The 20032-nt window shown below is 72.5% G+C and carries 15 protein-coding genes and 1 pseudogene; 11 read left to right on the plus strand and 5 right to left on the minus strand.

The genetic code is table 11. The features are described from left to right. Positions 1-55: 55 nt before the first annotated feature. Positions 56-1054 (plus strand): DUF4349 domain-containing protein, encoded by a 999-nt coding sequence (locus tag ACZ501_RS23555; protein ID WP_468797816.1) that lies wholly within the window; start codon positions 56-58, stop codon positions 1052-1054. Between the two features lie 61 nt (positions 1055-1115). Next, on the plus strand, positions 1116-2498 hold the full coding sequence (locus ACZ501_RS23560) for an FAD-dependent oxidoreductase (RefSeq protein WP_361603583.1): 1383 nt from the start codon (positions 1116-1118) through the stop codon (positions 2496-2498). A 121-nt stretch (positions 2499-2619) separates the two neighbouring features. Here ACZ501_RS23560 and hemE read toward each other — a convergent pair whose 3' ends face one another. After that, entirely contained in the window at positions 2620-3684 is a 1065-nt protein-coding gene (gene hemE / locus ACZ501_RS23565; RefSeq protein ID WP_468797819.1) for a uroporphyrinogen decarboxylase, read from the minus strand. Positions 3685-3775: 91 nt separating this feature from the next. Between hemE and ACZ501_RS23570 the strand changes: the two genes are divergently transcribed. From ACZ501_RS23570 to ACZ501_RS23580, 3 genes are all read left to right on the plus strand, one after another. After that, positions 3776-4432 (plus strand): DUF3000 domain-containing protein, encoded by a 657-nt coding sequence (locus ACZ501_RS23570; RefSeq protein WP_361603589.1) that lies wholly within the window; start codon positions 3776-3778, stop codon positions 4430-4432. Positions 4433-4710: 278 nt separating this feature from the next. Continuing rightward, the gene (locus ACZ501_RS23575; protein ID WP_007267191.1) at positions 4711-5373 is read left to right on the plus strand and encodes a helix-turn-helix transcriptional regulator; all 663 of its coding nucleotides are present in this window, start codon (positions 4711-4713) and stop codon (positions 5371-5373) included. A 124-nt stretch (positions 5374-5497) separates the two neighbouring features. Next, entirely contained in the window at positions 5498-6784 is a 1287-nt protein-coding gene (locus tag ACZ501_RS23580; protein ID WP_362455301.1) for a ribonuclease D, read from the plus strand. A gap of 54 nt (positions 6785-6838) precedes the next feature. Here the strand turns inward: ACZ501_RS23580 and ACZ501_RS23585 are convergent, their stop codons facing one another. Then, entirely contained in the window at positions 6839-8017 is a 1179-nt protein-coding gene (locus tag ACZ501_RS23585; RefSeq protein ID WP_468797822.1) for an alpha/beta fold hydrolase, read from the minus strand. A 315-nt stretch (positions 8018-8332) separates the two neighbouring features. Between ACZ501_RS23585 and ACZ501_RS23590 the strand changes: the two genes are divergently transcribed. Both ACZ501_RS23590 and ACZ501_RS23595 read left to right on the plus strand, forming a co-directional pair. After that, the gene (locus ACZ501_RS23590) at positions 8333-9559 is read left to right on the plus strand and encodes a thiolase family protein (protein ID WP_007267189.1); all 1227 of its coding nucleotides are present in this window, start codon (positions 8333-8335) and stop codon (positions 9557-9559) included. Continuing rightward, the gene (locus ACZ501_RS23595; RefSeq protein WP_468797825.1) at positions 9556-11685 is read left to right on the plus strand and encodes a 3-hydroxyacyl-CoA dehydrogenase NAD-binding domain-containing protein; all 2130 of its coding nucleotides are present in this window, start codon (positions 9556-9558) and stop codon (positions 11683-11685) included. Before ACZ501_RS23590 ends, ACZ501_RS23595 begins: the two co-directional genes overlap by 4 nt. 68 nt (positions 11686-11753) lie before the next feature. Here the strand turns inward: ACZ501_RS23595 and ACZ501_RS23600 are convergent, their stop codons facing one another. Next, positions 11754-13490, minus strand: a complete 1737-nt coding sequence (locus ACZ501_RS23600; RefSeq protein ID WP_361596276.1) for a polysialyltransferase family glycosyltransferase — start codon at positions 13488-13490, stop codon at positions 11754-11756. Then, positions 13487-14461, minus strand: a complete 975-nt coding sequence (locus ACZ501_RS23605) for a glycosyltransferase family 2 protein (protein ID WP_361596279.1) — start codon at positions 14459-14461, stop codon at positions 13487-13489. Before ACZ501_RS23605 ends, ACZ501_RS23600 begins: the two co-directional genes overlap by 4 nt. 273 nt (positions 14462-14734) lie before the next feature. Between ACZ501_RS23605 and ACZ501_RS23610 the strand changes: the two genes are divergently transcribed. From ACZ501_RS23610 to ACZ501_RS23625, 4 genes and pseudogenes are all read left to right on the plus strand, one after another. Further along, positions 14735-16012, plus strand: coding sequence for a DUF6716 putative glycosyltransferase (locus ACZ501_RS23610; protein ID WP_361596282.1), 1278 nt, complete (start codon positions 14735-14737; stop codon positions 16010-16012). 37 nt (positions 16013-16049) lie between these two features. Then, positions 16050-16763 (plus strand): annotated as a pseudogene (locus tag ACZ501_RS23615) (acylneuraminate cytidylyltransferase family protein); the annotation flags it as partial. A gap of 48 nt (positions 16764-16811) precedes the next feature. Beyond that, positions 16812-17732, plus strand: coding sequence for an N-acetylneuraminate synthase family protein (locus ACZ501_RS23620; protein ID WP_468797828.1), 921 nt, complete (start codon positions 16812-16814; stop codon positions 17730-17732). Beyond that, positions 17729-18826: a hypothetical protein gene (locus ACZ501_RS23625; RefSeq protein WP_361596288.1), complete on the plus strand. Its 1098-nt coding sequence runs from the start codon at positions 17729-17731 to the stop codon at positions 18824-18826. The genes ACZ501_RS23620 and ACZ501_RS23625 overlap by 4 nt, the downstream gene beginning before the upstream one ends. Here ACZ501_RS23625 and ACZ501_RS23630 read toward each other — a convergent pair. Beyond that, complete coding sequence (locus tag ACZ501_RS23630) at positions 18771-19898, minus strand: PLL family lectin (protein ID WP_361596291.1); 1128 nt, start codon at positions 19896-19898, stop codon at positions 18771-18773. The genes ACZ501_RS23625 and ACZ501_RS23630 overlap by 56 nt on opposite strands. Between the last annotated feature and the right edge of the window lie 134 nt (positions 19899-20032).

Genomic DNA, 20032 nt, shown 5'->3' on the forward strand with positions numbered 1-20032 from the left:
GGGGGCGCGGGACGTCGAAGGGGGGACATCAGCCGATCCCCCGGGGGTACTGACGATGCATGCGCTCCACAGACACCGCCGCGCCGCGGCGCTGGCCGGCCTCTCCCTCGCCGGGGCCCTCGTTCTCGCGGGCTGCGGGGCCGACGGCGGCCGGGCCGCCTCCGACCGGGCCGCGGTGGCGGGGCCGCGGGAGGGGGCCGCCGCCCCGGGCAAGCCGGGGGCCGGAGCGGCCGCTCCCCCGGCGTCGGGGACCGACGCCGGAGCCGGGACGCAGGCGCCGCTGCGCCCGCACGTCATCCGTACGGGGACGCTGGCCATCGAGACGGCGGAGCCGCAGAAGGCCCTGGCCGCGGCCCGCACGGCGGCCGAGGGCGCGGGCGGGTACGTCGGCAACGAGTCCACCGAGCGCGCCAAGGACGGCCGGATGACCTCGACGCTGACGCTGCGGGTGCCCGGCGAACGCTTCGACGCGGTGATCGGCGCCCTGGAGGGCAGCGGGAAGCTGCTGAACCGGAAGGTCGAGGCGCAGGACGTCACCGAGAAGGTCGCCGACGTCGACAGCCGCGTCAAGTCCCAGCAGGCCAGCGTGGCCCGGGTGCGCGAGATGATGGAGAAGGCCTCGGCGCTGAGCGACGTGGTGATGCTGGAGGGCGAGCTGAGCCGGCGCCAGTCCGACCTGGAGTCGCTGCTGGCCCAGCAGAACGCGCTGAAGGACCAGACCGCGCTGGGCACGGTCACGGTGTCCGTCTCCGAGCCCGCGGCGGCCCCGGCGGAGCGCGAGGAGGAGGAGCCGGGCCTGGGGGACGCCCTGGCCGGCGGCTGGAGCCTGTTCACGACGCTCGTGCGCTACCTGGCCCTCGCGGTCGCGGCGGTGTTGCCGTTCGCGATCGCCGGCGCGCTGGTGTTCCTCGGGTTCAGGGCGTACCGCCGGCTGCGCCCGGCGAAGCCGGCGACGGGCCCGGCCCGGACCCGGGTACCGCGCCAGGCCGCCCCCGCGGATGCCCGGGGCAGGGCCGGAGCCCCGGTGGAGCCCGGAGCGGATGTCCAGGACTGACGGAGGATGCGCCCGTAGCGTGTCCCCGTAGGCGAAGGCGCGCACGGAGGCGGGGCGGACGATGGCGGTGGAACGACTGGTGGTGGTCGGCGGGGACGCGGCGGGGATGTCCGCCGCGTCACAGGCCCGGCGGCTGAAGGGCCCGGAGGAGCTGGAGATCATCGCCTTCGAGCGCGGGCACTTCACCTCGTACTCCGCGTGCGGGATCCCGTACTGGGTCGGCGGCCTGGTCGGCGAGCGGGACGACCTCATCGCCCGCACCCCCCAGGAGCACCGCGACCGGGGCATCGACCTGCGCACCCGCACGGAGGTCGTGGAGCTGGACGTGCCGGGCCGCCGGGTGCGCTCCCGCGACCTGGAGAGCGGCGCCGAGTCCTGGACGGGCTACGACAAGCTGGTCCTGGCCACCGGCGCCCGCCCGGTCCGGCCGAAGCTGCCGGGGATCGGCGCGCACGGGGTGCACGGGATCCAGACCCTGGACGACGGGCAGCGCCTGATGGGGACCCTGGAGCGGACGGAGGGCCGCCGGGCGGTCGTGGTCGGCGCGGGCTACATCGGGGTGGAGATGGCCGAGGCCCTGACCGGCCGGGGGTACGAGGTCACGGTCCTGCACCGGGGCGAGCAGCCCATGTCCACCCTGGACCCGGACATGGGCGCCCTGGTGCACAGCGCGATGAACGGCATGGGGATCCGTACGGTGGCCCGCGCCGAGGCGGTGGAGGTCCTGCACGACGGGGAGGGCCGGGCCCGCGCGGTGGTCACGGCGGACGGGCAGGAGTACCCGGCGGACGTGGTGGTGCTCGGCCTCGGTGTCGAGCCGCGTACGTCCCTGGCCCGGGCGGCCGGGCTGCCGCTGGGCGAGTCCGGGGGCCTGCTGACGGACCTGTCGATGCGGGTCCGGGGGCACGAGGACATCTGGGCGGGCGGTGACTGCGTGGAGGTGCTGGACCTGGTGGCGGGCCGGCTGCGGCACATCCCGCTGGGCACGCACGCCAACAAGCACGGCCAGGTCATCGGCTCGGGGGCGGGCGGCGGCTACGCGACCTTCCCGGGGGTCGTCGGCACGGCGGTCAGCAAGGTCTGCGACCTGGAGATCGCCCGTACCGGACTGCGCGAGAAGGACGCGCGGGAGGCGGGCTTGCGGTTCGTGACGGCCGCCGTCCGCTCGACGAACACGGCGGGCTACTACCCGGGCGCGGCGCAGATGACGGTCAAGATGCTCGCGGAGCAGCGCACGGGCCGCCTGCTCGGCGTCCAGATCGTCGGCGGGGCGGGCTCGGCGAAGCGGGTGGACATCGCGGCCGTCGCCCTGACGGCGGGCATGACGGTGGAGCAGGTCGTCTCCCTGGACCTGGGCTACGCCCCGCCGTTCTCCCCGGTGTGGGACCCGGTGCTGGTCGCCGCCCGCAAGGCGGTGACCGCGGTGCGGGCGGCGGGCGCCTGAGCCCTGCGGGGCGGGTCCCCTACCCGCCCTTCCACCGTTCCCCGGGGCTGCGCCCCGGACCCCGTTGCGCTCAAACGCCGCGCGGGGGTCTGGCGGCGGAGCCCCCGGGAAACGGCGAGGGCTAGCGCTGCGTCCGGGTGTGGACGTAGTCCACCAGGCGGGTCAGGGCGTCCGGGTCGGTGGTCGGCAGGACGCCGTGGCCGAGGTTGAAGACGTGGCCCTCCAGGCCCGCCGCGGCGGCCAGGACCTCGTCCGCCTTGGCCTGGACGGCCTCGGGGGTGGAGAAGAGGACGGCCGGGTCCAGGTTGCCCTGGAGCGCCTTGCCGGGGCCGACCCGGCGCACGGCCTCGTCCAGCGAGACCCGGTAGTCGACGCCCATGACGTCGGCGCCGGCCTCGCCCATCAGGCCCAGCAGCTCGCCGGTGCCCACGCCGAAGTGGATGCGCGGGACCCCGTAGTGCTCGACGGCGGAGAAGACCTTCGCGGAGGCGGGCATGACCGAGCGGCGGTAGTCCGCCGGGGCGAGCGCGCCGACCCAGGAGTCGAAGAGCTGGACGGCGGAGACGCCGGCCTCGATCTGGACCTTGAGGAAGGCGGAGGTGATCTCGGCGAGGCGGTCGAGCAGCTCGGCCCACAGGCCGGGGTCCCCGTACATGAGGGCCTTGGTGTGCTCGTGGTTCTTGGACGGACCGCCCTCGACGAGGTAGCTCGCGAGGGTGAAGGGCGCGCCGGCGAAGCCGATCAACGGCGTGCCGCCCAGTTCACCCGTGAGCATGCCGATCGCCTCGGTGACGTACGTGACGTCCTCCGGGGTGAGGTCGCGCAGCTGTGCGAGGTCCTCGCGGCGGCGGATCGGCTGGGCGACGACCGGGCCGATGCCCGGCTTGATGTCCAGGTCGACGCCGATGGCCTTCAGCGGGACGACGATGTCCGAGAAGAAGATCGCCGCGTCGACGTTGTGGCGCCGTACGGGCTGCATGGTGATCTCGGTGACCAGGTCGGGGCGCATGCAGGACTCCAGCATGGCCGTGCCCTCGCGCACCTTGCGGTACTCGGGGAGTGAGCGCCCGGCCTGCCTCATGAACCACACGGGGGTGTGGGGTACCGGCTCTCGCCTGCACGCCTTCAGGAAGGCGGAATCGTACGTCTGACTCGGCGGGCCCTGGGGGCGTTCGTTGGCGCTCACGACCCGAATCTTCGCACGTATGAAGAAGTGTCCGGCCCGGCGCGGGTGTCCCTGCGCCGTACGGGCGCTCGTTCCGCCTAGTCTTCCCGGCATGGCTGCGGCTCAGGGACGATTTTCAGATGGCGCCGAGGGTACGGGCGGCGCGAAGGAGAGCTCCGTCCCGCTCCCGTTCCGGCGGGCGGTCGAGGGCTTGCGCAAGGCGCGGCTGCGGCCGGGGATCGAGATCGACCCGACGAAGCCGCCCCAGCGCCTGGCGCCCCACGCCTACGCGCTGGAGGCGGCGGTCGTGGACGGCGAGGACGATCTGGCCGACGGCCGGCTCATCCTGCTCCACGACCCGGCCGGGCACGAGGCCTGGCAGGGCACCTTCCGGCTGGTGACGCTCGTACGGGCGGAGCTGGAGCCGGAGATGGCCGCGGACCCGCTCCTGCCGGAGGTGTGCTGGTCCTGGCTGACGGGGGCGCTGGAGGCGCGCGGGCTGGGGTACGGGGAGGCGAGCGGGACGGTGACCATGGCCGCCTCGCACTACTTCGGCGGGCTCGCGGAGCGCCGTCCGGCCACCCAGATCGAGATCAGGGCCTCGTGGACCCCCCGGGAGGGGGCGGGCGGGGTGCCGGACACCACGGCGCACCTGGCGGCGTGGTGCGAGCTGCTGTGCCAGATCGCCGGGCTGCCGCCGGTGGGGCCGACGGACAACGCGACCGGCGTGGTGTCCCTGCCACAGCGGCGCGGTCCGCACCACCCGTAGCCCCGCCGCCGCTCGGGGCCGTCCGGCCCCCTCGCGCGCGCCCGGATCGGACGCCCGATGTCGTAACGGGGTGTCAGAACGGTGCGCGCCGGGCGGCCTTCTGATCATCGCTTGATCGATCGTGCGTCCGAATTGCCCGAATTGTTACTCACCAAATCGTGATCATTCCCTAAAGCCGGGTGGGTGACGTGCCGAAGGAGTCAGTGACCATCCGAACGGTGCGAACCGGCTTCCCTTCCCCGAGCCGGCCCGTCCCGCCACTCCCCCAGGAGGCCTAGGTGTCCGTTCTTCTCGAGCAGCCCGCAAGCCTGGTCGCCTACCGCCCGAACAAGCCGACGGCCATGGTCGTCGTGGCCGACCCGCGCGTCCGTTCCACGGTGACCCGCCATCTGTGGGCCCTCGGAGTCCGTGACGTGATCGAGGCTTCGTCCATCGCGGAGGCCCGCCCCCGCGTCGGCAGCCCGCGCGACATCTGCGTGGCCGACGTACACCTGCCCGACGGTTCCGGTCTCACCCTGCTCTCCGAGACCCGCGCCGCCGGCTGGCCGAACGGCCTGGCCCTGTCGGCCGCCGATGACATCGGCGCCGTCCGCAACGCCCTCGCGGGCGGAGTGAAGGGCTACGTCGTCACCGGCACCCGGACCAACATCGGACTCCCCACCCGGCCCGGCGCCGCCCCCATCGGCGCCGCCGCCGCCCGTATGCACCGCCGCCCCCCGGGTGCCCCGAGCCACCCGGGCGGCTACCGAGAGCTCTCCGGCCGCGAGGTCGAGGTCCTGCGCCTCGTCGCCGAGGGCCAGTCCAACAAGGCCATCGGCGTCTCGATGGGCCTGTCCGCCCTGACCGTCAAGTCGCACCTCGCCCGGATCGCCCGCAAGCTGGGCACCGGCGACCGGGCCGGAATGGTCGCCGTCGCTCTGCGGACGGGGATCATCCACTGATCCGCCCCGCGGCTCCGGGCGACCCGCCGGGAGCCCCCGGGAACCGGCCGCCCCGCTCCCCCTCGCGCCCGTCGACGGAACGTTCCGGCGACGGGCGCGTCACATACCCGGATACCCTTGACCGGTGACCGACGCCCAAGAGACCGCAGCACACCTGCGCACCACCACCGGGGGCGGCCCCCCGGACGCCGAGGTTCCGTCCGATGGGCAGCCGACGCCGATTCCCTTGCTCGAGCCCCGTGAGGGCATTCCGCCCGTCGTCGCCGACGCCGAGGCCCTCGCCCGGGTCGTCGCGGCCTTCGCCGCCGGCACCGGGCCCGTGGCCGTGGACGCCGAGCGCGCCTCCGGCTACCGCTACGGGCAGCGCGCCTACCTGGTGCAGCTGCGCCGCGAGGGTGCGGGCTCCGCACTGATCGACCCGGTCGGCTGCCCCGACCTGTCGGCGCTGGGCGAAGCCCTCTCCGGGACCGAGTGGATCCTGCACGCCGCCACCCAGGACCTGCCGTGCCTGCGGGACATAGGCATGGTGCCGACCTCGCTGTTCGACACCGAGCTGGCCGGCCGCCTGGCTGGCTTCCCCCGCGTCGGCCTCGGCGCCATGGTCGAGAGCGTGCTCGGCTACGCCCTGGAGAAGGGGCACTCCGCCGTCGACTGGTCGACCCGCCCGCTCCCCGAGCCGTGGCTGCGCTACGCCGCGCTCGACGTGGAGCTGCTGGTGGACCTGCGGGACGCGCTGGAGAAGGAGCTGGACCGGCAGGGCAAGCTGGAGTGGGCCCGCCAGGAATTCGACGCCATCGCCTCGGCCCCGCCCGCCCCGCCCCGCAAGGACCCCTGGCGCCGCACCTCCGGCATGCACAAGGTGCGCCGCCGCCGGCAGATGGCCGTCGTCCGGGAGCTGTGGGAGTCCCGCGACCGCATCGCGCAGCGCCGGGACGTCTCCCCCGGCAAGGTGCTGGGCGACGCGGCGATCGTCGAGGCGGCCCTGGCCCTGCCTTCGAACGTGCACGCCCTGTCGGCGCTTCCCGGGTACGGGCAGCGGATGGGCCGGCGCCAGCTGGACCAGTGGATGGCCGCCGTGGACCGGGCGAAGGCCCTGCCCGAGAGCGAGCTGCCGCAGCCGGGTGCGTCCCCGGCGGGCCCGCCGCCGCCGCGTTCCTGGGCGGACAAGGACCCGGCCGCCGCGGCGCGGCTGTCGGCGGCCCGTGCGGCCGTGTCGGCGCTGGCCGAGCAGCTGAACCTGCCGCAGGAGAACCTGATCACCCCGGACACGGTGCGCCGGCTGTGCTGGGAGCCCCCGCAGCGGCTGGGGCCGGACACGGTCGCCCAGGCCCTCGCGGACCACGGCGCCCGCCCCTGGCAGATCGAGCAGGTCACGCCCGTGCTGGTGACCGCTCTGGCGGCGACCGCCTGATCCCGCTCCACCCCGCGCAGGCCCCCGGCTCCCGAAGCCGGGGGCCTGCGCGTGTTACGGCGCGGGGGTGTAGTCGCCGTCCTCGTCCATCACGAAGCTGCCGCCGGTGTGTCCGTCGATCGCGGTGTGCTTGAGCCACTGGCGGGACAGGTGGTGGACGTGCTTGGACGGTAGTTCCCAGGGGATCTGGTGACCGGCGCAGGCCACCTTGAACATCAGCTTCCGCGGGCCCGGGATGGCTTGGTAGAGCTCGGGTACCGAAAGGAAGGGCACCGTCCCCGGCGGGCTGTTGACCGTCTTGTCGTGCTCCCCGACCGCGATGAGCACCGGCACCTGGTCGCCGAGGATCCCGCGCAGCTTGGCCCCCGTCTTGTTCCAGCCCCACCAGTACGGGTTGCGGTAGCGCAGCACCCCGAGCGGAAGCCCTGCTTCAGGCTGTCCCCAGGTGCTGCCCAGCGGGTCGTTCGCCATGCACGCCGCCCACACCCTCTCGATCATGCCCTCCTCCCGCTGCCTTTCCGCGCAGCCCAGCTCCCTGTCCCATCCGTCCTCGAAGCCGGCCTTCCCGGTGAGGTTCATCGGGAAGCCCCACGTGCCCGCCGGGGTGGACACCGGCATGGGGTACGGCGGGTCCCAGTCGGTTCCGCTCAGGGAGGGCTGGCCTTCCGGCGGGAAGACCGGTGCCAGCAGGAACAGGCTCTGCACGTTCTCCGGATGCTGGATGGCGTACGGGCCGAACACCTGCGCCGCCGCGGACCAGCCCAGCAGGGCGACCTTCTGCAGGTTGTGCCGGTCCTTGATGAACTCGACGACGGTGTGCACCTCGGACCAGTCGCTGCGGGAGTCCCCCAGCTGGTTGGCGTACGTCGCGGGGCAGGTGCTCTGCCCCGGCAGGGGATTGCCGCCGAAGAGGAGCTTCTGGTGCTTGGGATTGGCGTTGCAGGGTTCGTTCATCACCGAGGGCCGGGGTGAGCGGCCGTAACCCTGGAGGTCCATGGCGAAGACGTCGAAGCCCGCGTCGGCCAGGAACAGCATCCAGTTGTACTTGTCGGTGCCCAGGTCGAAGCCGGGCAGCACCGGGACGCTGCGGCCGTGCAGCATCAGCACGGCCTTGCGCTCGGTGCCGGATCTGGTGCCGTCGCGCTCCCGTACGAAGAGGTTGACGGTCTCGCCCTTGTTGAGGGGGAGCTGGGACTCGTGGGGTACCGCGTGGTCGGTGGTGACGACGGCCATGTTCGAACCCTTCCGGTCGGCCCGGCCCGGGAGGACGCCCCGGACCCCGCCAGGATCGGCGGGCCGCCCCGGGGTGTCCGCACGCAGCGCCGCCCGGGGCCCCCAACACCCCGATCGGGTAACCGCCGCCGCTCCAGTCGGACGGGCGCGCGGAAGGGGCGCGCGGGTTCGGGAGTGTGACCTTCGCCGCTGTTCGGGGAGGGGGTGTGCACGCCGGTTACCGGCAAGTAGCATGGCCGGGTGAGCGGGCGCTCAGCCAGTCGGCCGGGCCGCCCCCGCGCAGCAGCGCCATCCCGTACCTGGAGGAGAGCCAACGTGCCTCGTACCGTCAGGGACGTCGTCTTCGTCGACGGCGTCCGCACCCCGTTCGGCAAGGCGGGCCCGAAGGGCATCTACCACGAGACCCGCGCCGACGACCTCGTCGTGAAGGCGATCCGGGAGCTGCTGCGCCGCAACCCGGACCTCGACCCCAAGAAGATCGACGAGGTCGCCATCGCGGCGACCACCCAGATCGGCGACCAGGGCCTGACGCTGGGCCGCACCGCCGGCATCCTCGCGGGCCTGCCGCAGTCCGTCCCGGGCTACTCCATCGACCGCATGTGCGCCGGCGCGCTGACCGCCGTGACCGCCGTCGCGGGCGGTGTGGCCTTCGGTGCGTACGACGTCGCCCTCGCCGGCGGTGTCGAGCACATGGGCCGCCACCCCATGGGCGAGGGCGTCGACCCGAACCCGCGCTTCGTCTCCGAGAAGCTGGTCGACGAGTCCGCCCTGTTCATGGGCATGACCGCCGAGAACCTGCACGACCGGTACCCGACGATCACCAAGCTCCGCGCCGACGAGTACGCCGTGCGCTCGCAGGAGAAGGCCGCCAAGGCGTACGCCGACGGCAAGATCCAGCAGGACCTGGTCCCGATCTCGGTGCGCAACACCAACGAGGCCGCGGGCGAGACCGGCTGGGGCCTGGTCACCTCCGACGAGCCGATGCGCCCGGGCACCACGCTGGAGAACCTGGCCGGCCTGAAGACCCCGTTCCGCACGCACGGCCGGGTCACCGCGGGCAACGCCGCCGGTCTCAACGACGGTGCCACCGCCGCGATCATCGCGTCCGAGGACTTCGCCCGCGAGAACAACCTCCCGGTCAAGATGCGCCTCGTCTCCTACTCCTTCGCGGGTGTCGAGCCGGAGGTCATGGGCTACGGCCCGATCCCGGCCACCGAGAAGGCCCTCGCGCAGGCCGGTCTGACGATCGACGACATCGGCCTGTTCGAGATCAACGAGGCCTTCGCCGTGCAGGTGCTGGCCTTCCTGGAGCACTACGGCATCGCCGACGACGACGCCCGCGTCAACCAGTACGGCGGCGCCATCGCCTTCGGCCACCCGCTGGCCTCCTCCGGCGTCCGCCTGATGACGCAGCTGGCCCGCCAGTTCGAGGAGCAGCCGCACGTCCGTTACGGCCTGACCACCATGTGCGTCGGCTTCGGCATGGGCGCCACGGTCATCTGGGAGAACCCGAACTTCAACGCCGAGGGAGACTCCAAGTGAGCACCACCGCTGAGCTCCTGAAGGGCGCGGCCGAGCTGTTCCCGGACGAGGTCGTCACGTCCGCGCACGTCCGCCACCTGGACCTGCCGTTCGGCGCCGGGCGCTTCGCGCTCGTCACGCTGGACAACGGCTTCGACCACACCAAGCCGACCACCTTCGGCCCGCAGTCCCTCGCCAACCTCAACGCGGCGATCGACCAGGTCGAGCAGGAGGCCCTCGCGGGCTCCATCGTCGGCGCGGGCGTCACCGGCAAGCCGTTCATCTTCGCGGTCGGCGCCGACCTCAAGGGCGTCGAGCTGCTGAAGAAGCACGACGAGGCGCTCGCCATCGGCAAGGGCGGCCACGACGTCTTCAAGCGCCTGTCCGCGCTGGCCGTCCCGACCTTCGCCTACTACAACGGCGCGGCGATGGGCGGCGGTGTCGAGGTCGGTCTGCACTGCTCCTACCGCACCGTCTCGAAGGCCATCCCGGCCTTCTCGCTGCCCGAGGTCTTCCTCGGCCTGGTTCCGGGCTGGGGCGGCTGCGCCATCCTCCCGAACCTGATCGGCGCGGAGCGCGCGGTCTCGGTCATCATCGAGAACTCGCTCAACCAGAACCGCCAGCTGAAGGGCAAGCAGGTCTTCGAGCTCGGCATCGCCGACGCGATCTTCGAGGGCGCCGACTTCCTGGAGCAGTCCCTCATCTGGACCGCGAAGGTCCTGAAGGGCGAGACCGAGGTCGTACGCGCCGAGGTCGACCGCGGCGAGGCCTGGGACGCGGCCGTCGCCAAGGGCCGCTTCGTCGCGGACTCCAAGGTGCACGGCGCCGCTCCGGCCGCCTACCGCGCGCTGGACATCATCGCCGCGGCCAAGGACGGCGACCTCCAGGCCGGCTTCGACGCCGAGGACCAGGCCCTCGCGGACCTGATCATGGGCGGCGAGCTGCGCTCGGGCATCTACGCCTTCAACCTGGTCCAGAAGCGCGCCAAGCGCCCGGCCGGTGCCCCGGACAAGTCGCTGGCCCGTCCGGTCACCAAGGTGGGCGTCGTCGGCGCGGGCCTGATGGCCTCGCAGCTGGCGCTGCTCTTCCTGCGCCGCCTGGAGGTGCCGGTGGTCCTCACCGACATCGACCAGGAGCGTGTGGACAAGGGCGTGGGCTACGTCCACGCCGAGATCCAGAAGCTGCTCGGCAAGGGCCGCATCAACCAGGACAAGGCCAACCGCCTGACCGGCCTGGTGAGCGGCGTCCTGGACAAGGCCGAGGGCTTCGCGGACGCGGACTTCATCATCGAGGCCGTGTTCGAGGAGATGTCCGTCAAGCAGAAGGTGTTCGCGGAGGTCGAGGCGGTCGCCCCGGCACACGCGATCCTCGCCACCAACACCTCCTCGCTGTCGGTGTCGGAGATGGCCTCCAAGCTCCGGCACCCGGAGCGCGTGGTCGGCTTCCACTTCTTCAACCCGGTCGCGATCCTCCCGCTGCTGGAGATCGTCCGCGGTGAGCAGACCGACGACGCCTCGCTGGCCACGGCCTTCGGTGTCGCCAAGAAGCTGAAGAAGACCGCGGTCCTCACCAAGGACGCCCCGGCGTTCGTGGTGAACCGCATCCTGACCCGCTTCATGGGCGAGATCCAGAACGTCATCGACGAGGGCACCCCGGTCGTCACGGCGGAGAAGGCCATCGAGCCGCTCGGCCTGCCGATGTCCCCGCTGGTGCTGCTGGAGCTCGTCGGCCCGGCGATCGGTCTGCACGTCTCCGAGACCCTGAACCGCGCCTTCCCGGAGCGCTTCACCGTCTCCCCGAACCTCGCTGCGGTCGTCAAGGCGGGCAAGCGCGGCTTCTACGTCTACGACTCCGGCAAGCCGGAGCTGGACCCCGAGGTCGCCGCCCTCCTGGTGCAGGGCGAGTCGGTCCTGACCGAGGAGCAGGTCCGCGACCGCGTCCTGGACGCGGTGGCGCAGGAGATCGGTCTGATGCTGGAGGAGGGTGTCGTGGCCGAGGCCCAGGACATCGACCTCTGCCTCATCACCGGTGCAGGCTGGCCCTTCCACCTGGGCGGCATCACCCCGTACCTGGACCGTGAGGGCGTCTCCGAGCGGGTGAACGGCAAGAAGTTCCTCGCGCAGGGTGTCGCCAGCGTCCCGGCGTAACACCTCAGGCAGTACGCAGAACGGCCCGTCCGCACCCCGTGCGGACGGGCCGTTCCCGTTCCCCCCGGCTACCTGCGGCCCAGCCGGCCGGACTTGACCAGGCGCTGGGCGGCCGGCGAGTCCGGGTTGATGCTCAGCGCCCGCTGCGCGGCCTGGCGGCGCAGGTCGTCGCCGGCCTTGCCCAGTTTCGCGGCGGTCTCCGCGATCCGCAGCCACACCAGGGCCCGCCCGCTGTCCGCGGAGATCTCGAAGGCCCGCTTGATCCGCCGCTTGGCCTGGTCGGTCTCCTTGCGGCGGATGTGCGCCTGAGCCATGCCGAGGAGCAGGTCGAGGTTCTCGTGCTCGGCGAGCAGCCGCGCGCCCACCTCCAGGACGCCCCGGTCGTCCTTGGCCTCGACGAGCGAGGCGAAGCCGCTGAGGGTGATGTCGGTGAAGGGCGCGTCGTCCGCGGCGCGTTCCCTGGCGGCGAGGAAGGTCCAGCCCCCACCGCGGCGCCACTTCCAGGTGCGCGGGCCCGGCAGGTCGAGGCGGGTCCGGGTGCGCTCGTTGAAGTGCATGGACAGCTCGGGCCGGCCCTCCCACTGGTCGACGGCGGCGGCCACGTACTCCTCGGCCACCGGACGCAGGAACGCGTACCGCTTGGGCTGCATGCAGTAGCCGACGGCCTGGACGTACGGGGTGACCTCGCCCCGGACGTGCCCGACGTCCAGCACCCGGTCGGCCGGGGCGCCGGTGGGCGCCTCCAGGTCGGGCAGCAGGGCGTGGGTGAGGGTGGCGGGGATGCGGTTGCTGTTGGCGTACGGCCGCATCCGCCGGATGACCTCCAGGGCGCCGATCTGGGCGACGGGGATCCCGTACAGGGCGCGGGCGGTGAACAGGCCGGTGGAGAAGCAGCCGATCACGCGGTGGGGGCGCAGGTACGCGAAGACGGTCTCGGCGAGGACGGGGACGTCGAGCACGAGGAAGGCGACCCCGGCCTCGCGGGCCGCCTCACCGAGGGCGTCGGCGAGGGTGGAGGGCGCGCTGGGGTGGGGTTTGAAGACGACGGAGGTGTGTCCGAGCCGCAGCGCGCTGCGGAACATGCGCAGGTGCAGCTCCTCCTCTTCCTCCTCGGTGAGGATGCCGAGGGGGGAGAGGTACTGGCCCAGCAGGACGGCGGCGTCCGGCCCGGTCCGGGCGAGCTGCGCCGGGATCACCCGGTCGAGGATCGGGCGGCACGCGTGGGTGACCTCGGCCATCAGTTTGAGGACGGCGTCGGTGTGCACGGGCTGCGAGGGGATCCCGTACTCGGTGAGCAGCATCGGCAGCAGGGTGGGGACCAGGTCGAGGTAGAGGACCCGGTCGATCCGGCCGTGGATGCTGCGGGGCAGGTCGTTGCGGGTGGGGCCGTAGCTCATGAGGCCGTCGGCGTACACGGCGAGCGTGGCGTCCGAGAAGATCTTGCAGAGCGTCTGGGCGGGCTTGACCTGGATCGACTCGACGACGAGTTCCAGGGGGCCCGGCCGGATGCCGATCTTCTCCGCCATGACGGTGCGCCACAGGGGGGCGTCCTCGTCGCGGGGGGACCACAGCGCCGGGTGGAACGGGTAGATGAGGTCGTTCCAGTAGACGACGCGGTGGAAGCGCGCGAGGACGGGGGCGGCGCCGGGCATGTGGTGCAGCGGCGTCGCGACCTCGGGGATGTCGACGTTGTTGCACACGAGCAGGATGCGCTCGCGGTCGTCGTGGCCGAGCTGGCCGGCGTCGATGGCGGCGGCCACCGTCATGGCGCCGTAGAGGGTGGAGGCGGCGAATATCCGGGTCATCGGGCGGCGGCGCCCGGGTGCCGGGACATCAGTGCTCTGAGCTTCTTCACGCGTGGGGAGTCCATTCCTTCCAGGGTCCCTTCCAGGACGTCCTGGGGGAGGTCGAAGAGGATCTGCGCGCTCCGTTCCAGCAGCAGACCCCGGGTGAGTTCCTCGTACGACTCGGCGCGGTCCATGTGAATGACGATGAGCGCGCAGAGAGTTCGCATCGCCTTGAAGGAGAGTTCATATCCGCGCGGGTGTCCGGCGAGCTCCTCGAAAATGAGGCGGAAGGCCGGAAGGAAGTCCAGCTGCCGCTCGTCGGGGACCTTGGTGAGGGAAGTGGCCACATCGCGGCGGTAGAAGATGCCGTGGAGGTCGACGACTCCGAAGGACCGGGTCCGCAGGTGCAGCTTGTAGAACCAGGGCCGGTCCTCGGCGGTGCGCAGGCTCTCGTCGAAGAAGAGCGCGCCGGCCTCCAGGAGCCGTTCGCGGTCGTAGATGCCGGCCCAGGACTGCGGGTAGTCCATGAAGGTGGAGGCGTCGACGGGCCCGATGTAGTCCGCGGGATTCAGCGGGAGGGCCCTCGGGGCGAGCGGCGCCGGCACGATCTTGCGTTTCCTGCCGTACACGCGGACGTGGCCGGTGCGCAGGAAATCGACGCCCGACTGACTCATCCAGCCGACCAGCTGCGCCAGATATCCAGGGGCGTACCAGTCGTCGCCGTCGAGGAAGGTGAAGAAGCGTCCGCGGGCCGCGGACAGGCCTATGTTGCGCGTGGCCGAAATTCCCAGGTTGCGCTCGTTGCGGATCAACACGGCGCCGGGAATCGAGGGAACCATCTCCGCCAGGATTTCTGACGTCCCGTCGACGGACCCGTCGTCCACGACGATGAACTCGAAATCCTCCCGGGCGTTGAGCGCCAAGGACTTGAGCGCCGTCCGACAGAACTCCCGGACGTCACACATCGCGACGATTACCGAAAGGGTCACCACCGGAAGCACTCACCTTCTCCCCATTGCCCACACATCCGCCGAAGCCGTGCGGACGGACCGGACATCATGATAGGAGTGCGCGGAGAGGCTCCAGGATCCCCCGGGTGTGACGTACAACTCCCTTGGCCGTCGAAGCCTTTTCGTGACACATAAGGCTCAGGTGAGCATGTAGGGTCTATCGGGCCCGGCGACGATCCCGCCCCTGCCCGCGGCCCGCCGCGGGTACGCCGACGGCAGTTGGGCTCCGCCGACCGACCCGGGAATCACCAAGTGCGCATCCACGTGCTCGCCGACTCCGACACCCGCTGGAAATGGGGCGCGGGGCTGGCGGTGGGCCTGGCACCGGGCAGCGAGGTGCACGCCCACATGCTGCGCGGCCGCAGCACCCCGACGGCGCGCCAGCTGGCGGAGGTCGGCATCACCCCCGCCTCGATCACCGAGGCCACGCTCGCCGCTTTCGCGGCGGCGCCGGAACTCGACGGAGCGGACCTGATCATCCTGGGCACGGTCGGCGGCGCCACCCACGCGGCCCTGCACGCGCTCGCCCACCGGTTCGCCGGGGCGCCCCGGCGGCCGATCCTGATGACCGGTTACGTCGGCGTCGTGTACGAGAAAATGGCCGACGGGCTGCTGCTGCGGGCGGGCGCCGACATCGTCCTCGCCAACAGTCCTTTCGACCGGCGCCGGTTCACCGAGGTGTACGAGCCCCTCGGAATTCCGGTTTCCTGCATCGTGCAGACGGCGCTCCCCTTTCTCGACCAGCGGCCTTACGACCCTAACCGGACCCACGCCGCCCACCCCTATACGGTGTGTTTCGCGGTCCAGCCCTCGGTGCCCGCCGACCGCAGCGGCCGCCTTTACATGCTGCGCCGCGCGATATCCCACGCGAGGCTCCGCCCGGGACGGGACGTACTCGTCAAACTCCGCAGCAAGCCGGGTGAGGCGACCACCCATGTGGAGGCCTACCACTACCAGGTGCTCGCGGAACAGCTGGAAGAACCGCTGCCGCCCAATCTGCATTTCGTGTACGGCAACATGTCGGACACCCTCGACCGTACCGACCTGCTGGTCACGGTCAGTTCCACGGCCGCGCTCGAATCGATGCACCGAGGAATGCCGACCGCCATCCTCAGCGATCTCGGCGTACGGGAGATCCACGGCAACCACTATTTCACCGGTTCCGGCTGCGTCACCGACTGGACCGCGATAGACGAGGGCGCCGCCCCGATCGCGGACGAATCCTGGACGGCCGACCAGGGAATCCGCGCGGTGGACCCGTACGGGGAACTGCGCCGCCGGATCGACGGGTTGCGCGGGCTTCCGCTGCCCCCGATATCCCCCTATTACACGGCCGCGAGCGCCCCCGAGTACGTCGGTACGCTGCTGCGCCGGCGGGGGCTGAACCCGGACGGCTCCCCCGGCGCGGGCGCCGTCGCCGGGCGGGCCGGCGGCCCGATGCGGCGCACCTCGCGCCGCGTGCTGAAGGTCGCCTACCAGTTCGGGGTCCAGCGCGTGGCCCCGAAGATCCAGCAGTGGGGCGGCGTGTGACCGCCCCCGTCATCCCGGCACCCCAGGGGAGAGCCTCGTGAACGTCACCGCCGTCATACCCGCCCGGGGCGGCTCCAAGGGCATCCCGGGCAAGAACACCGCCGAGGTCGGCGGGGTCCCCCTCGTCGCCCGGGCGGTCCTGGCCTGCCGCGGCGCCGCCCACGTGACCCGGGTCGTGGTCTCCACCGACGACGCGGCGATCGCCCGCGCCGCCCGCGCGGCCGGCGCCGAGGTCGTCGACCGTCCCGCGGAGCTGGGCTCGGACCGGGCCTCCAGCGAGTCCGCGCTGCTGCACGCGCTGGACACCCTGGAGGAACGGCACGGAGAGGCGGTGGACGTCCTCGTCTTCGTCCAGTGCACGAGCCCCTTCACCACCCCGCGCGAGGTCGACGAGACCGTGCTGGCCGTCGTCCGCGACGGCGCCGACTCGGCGTTCACCGCCGTGCCCTTCCACGGCTTCCTGTGGGCCACCGAGCCCGCGGACGCCGGGCCCGGACACCGGGCGCACGGGGTGAACCACGACAGCGCGGTGCGGCTGCGCCGCCAGGACCGCACCCCCGAATACCTGGAGTCGGGGGCCGTGTACGCCATGCGCGCCGACGGCTTCCGCCGGCACGGCCACCGCTTCTTCGGCCGGACCCAGCTCGTCCCCACGGCCCCGGAGCGGGCCATCGAGATCGACGAACCGGGCGACCTCGACCGGGCCCGGGCCCTGGCCCCGCTCCTCGACCCGCAGCAGACCCCGGCGGCCCCCTCGTCGCCGACCCCCTCGCAGTACACCGGAAAGGAACTCTGAACAGTGGTGCACAGCAACCGAATCCGCCGCATCGGGAACAAGGAGGTCGGCCCCGGCCGCCCGACCTATGTGATCGGCGAGATCGGCATCAACCACAACGGCGACCTCGAGAAGGCCCTCGCGCTCGTCGACGCGGCCGCCGACGCGGGCTGTGACGCGGTGAAGTTCCAGAAGCGCACCCCCGAGATATGCACCCCGCGCGACCAGTGGGACATCGAGCGGGACACCCCCTGGGGCCGGATGACCTACATCGACTACCGCCACCGGGTCGAGTTCGGGGAGGACGAGTACCGGGCCATCGGCGAGCACTGCGCCGAGCGCGGCATCGACTGGTTCGCCTCCCCCTGGGACACCGAGGCCGTCACCTTCCTGGAGAAGTTCGGCGTGCCGGCCCACAAGGTGGCCTCCGCCTCCCTGACCGACGACGAGCTGCTCCTGGCCCTGCGCGCCACGGGCAAGACGGTCATCCTGTCCACCGGCATGTCCACGCCCCAGCAGATCCGCCACGCGGTGGAGGTGCTGGGCAGCGCGAACGTCGTCCTGCTGCACGCCACCTCGACCTACCCGGCCAAGGCCGAGGAGCTCAACCTGCGCGTGATCAACACGCTCCAGGAGGAGTACCCGAACGTCCCGATCGGCTACTCGGGCCACGAGACGGGCCTGCAGACCACCCTCGCCGCCGTCGCCCTCGGCGCGTGCGCCGTCGAGCGGCACATCACCCTCGACCGCGCCATGTGGGGCTCCGACCAGGCCGCCTCCGTCGAGCCCGGCGGCCTGGCCCGCCTGGTCCGCGACATCCGCACCATCGAGACCGCCCTCGGCGACGGCGTCAAGCGCGTCTACGCCTCCGAACTCGGCCCGATGAAGAAGCTCCGCCGCGTCCAGGGCACCCTGCCCGCCGAGGGCGTGACGGCCTCGGCATGAGCGAAACCCTCGCCCTGGTGGAGAGCCCGGCTCAACTACTGAACGTCCTGGAGTGGGCGTACGTCCACCCGGGCGAGGCAGCGTCCCTCACCATCGCCGTCCTCCAGCCGACGGACCCGCGCTCGCGCGCGCAGGTCCGCCGGCTGTGCCGGTTCGCCTCGCAGTCCAAGGTGGTGTGGCGGCGGTACGAGGTCCGCGCGGGGTACCTGGGGCGGGCCGGCGAGCTGGTCCGGCTCGGCCGGGCCGTCGCGGCCGCCCGCCGGCTGGTGATCGGGGACCTCTTCTCCCGTACGATCCAGCTGCTGCTGCCCCGTTCCAAGGCCCGCGAGGTGGTCGTCGTGGACGACGGGACCGCCACCACGGAGCTGGTCAGCCTGCTGACGTACGGCCGGCAGCTGACGCGCTGGCACCAGGGCGAGCTGAAGCCGTCCGCCAAGGGCGGCGGGCCGGTGAACCGCTGGCTGGCCCGGGAGGACCTGGAGCGCACCACCTTCTTCACGTGCATGCCGGTGGCCGCGCCGCCGGGCACCGAGGTCCGCCCCAACGACTACGCCTGGAGCCGGGCGACCTTCGGCCCCGTGCGCGTGCGGTCCGGCGCCGACCTGGCGGGCAGCTCCCTCGTGGAGACCGGGGTCATCGACGAGGACCGCTACGTCGACGCGGTCGGCTGGATCGCCCGCAGCCGGGCGGCCGGGCGCTACCTGGCGCACCGCAGGGAGAGCCGGCCCAAGCTGGAGCGGATCGCCGGGCTCACCGGCATGGAGATCGTCCACCCCGACCTGCCGCTCGAACTGACCGCGCTGACCGAGCCCATCGGCGAGTCCGTGCTGACCTTCGCGTCCACCGTCGCCTACACCCTGCCCATCGTGCTGGGCGGCTCGCCCGTGCGGGTGGAGCTGTGCGAGATCGACGACGCCTGGATCACCCCCGACACCGCCGAGCGGTCGGTGGACTTCCTGCGCCGGATATCGGCGCTGGCGGTGGACCGCCACCAGCTGTCCAGGATCCCGCCGCAGGCGCGGCGCCGCCCCGACCCCGTCAGAAGCGCTGCCAGCGGCCCAGTGACAGGCCCGAGCTGTCCTTCTGCCGGTTGACCAGCAGTTCGCCCCGGGCGCTGACGCAGGCGATGACGAGCAGGCCCCGGGCGTCCACGGCCAGCGCCGGGGAGTCCAGGCACTCCTCGCCGATCTCGGTCCACCAGAGCCCGGCCGCCTCGTGTTCCGTGGGGTACGCCGCCAGGGCGGTACGGCCGTTGACGGCCCGGTGGGCCAGCACCGTGCAGTCGTAGCCGTCGACCAGCGCGCGGACGGCCGCCACCGCTCCGAGCGCCGGCCCGCCGCCCAGTGCCAGGACCCCGGCGCCCGCGCGGCAGGCGAACACCCCGCTGCCGTCGGCCGCGTGCCAGAAGTGGGTGACGCGGCCCGGCGCCGTCTCCAGCGTGCGCACCGAACCGTCCTGGGCGAGGTACGGGACGTCCTCGCCCCGCTGCAGGGGGCCGCCGGGTGCGCTCTGGGCCCACAGGGAGAGCCCCTTCTCCCCGGGCGCGGCGAGCCAGACCCGGCCCTCGGCGGTCGAGTCGGCGCCGGCGCCCTCGAAGGTCTTGCTGCCCCGCAGGTCCTCCCATGCCGACCAGGTGCCCTTGTGGTCCTGGCGTTTGACGTGGACCCCGCGCCCGGCGTTGCGTACGAAGACGTGGGGGGCGCCGTGGGCGTCCACCGCCACCGCGGGCGGGCCGCCGCGGTGCTCCATCCCGGGCCGCTGGTAGAGGGTGCCGAGGGATTGCCACGGGCCCACGGGGCGGCCGCTCTGGTACTGGACCGCGTGGTGGTAGGTGACGCTCTCGCCGTCCTCGGTCCGGGTGCGGCGCCGGCCGGCGAAGTGGGCGTAGCCGTCCGGGCCCTGGCCGACGGCGAGGTCGGTGAGCCCGTCGGCGGGGAAGAGGTCGGGGCCGCTCCACCCGGGGCCGCCGGGGGCGCGTTCGGTCCAGCGCAGCAGGCCGGCCTCGGCGCGCGCGTAGGCGGTGAGCCGTCCGTCCTTGCCGGCGAGGACCCAACGTCCCGTCAGGGGGCCGAGTGCCACGGTGTTCCAGTCGCGTACGGGGGCCTGACCCGGTCCGGAGGCGTCGCCGAGGGGCTTGGCCGGGCTGCGTCGGGATCGCGTCGCCATGAACCGCAAGCAACCCTTCCGCTTCACCATTCGAACAGAATCAGGATACCCCGGGGCTCCGGGGCGGGTCCCTGCGTCTATCTTGTAGCCCGCGAGATCACCGCGAGATCCCCACCGGATCTCCCCCCACCCGT

The sequence above is a fragment of the Streptomyces sp. NPDC034085 genome (assembly GCF_055575555.1).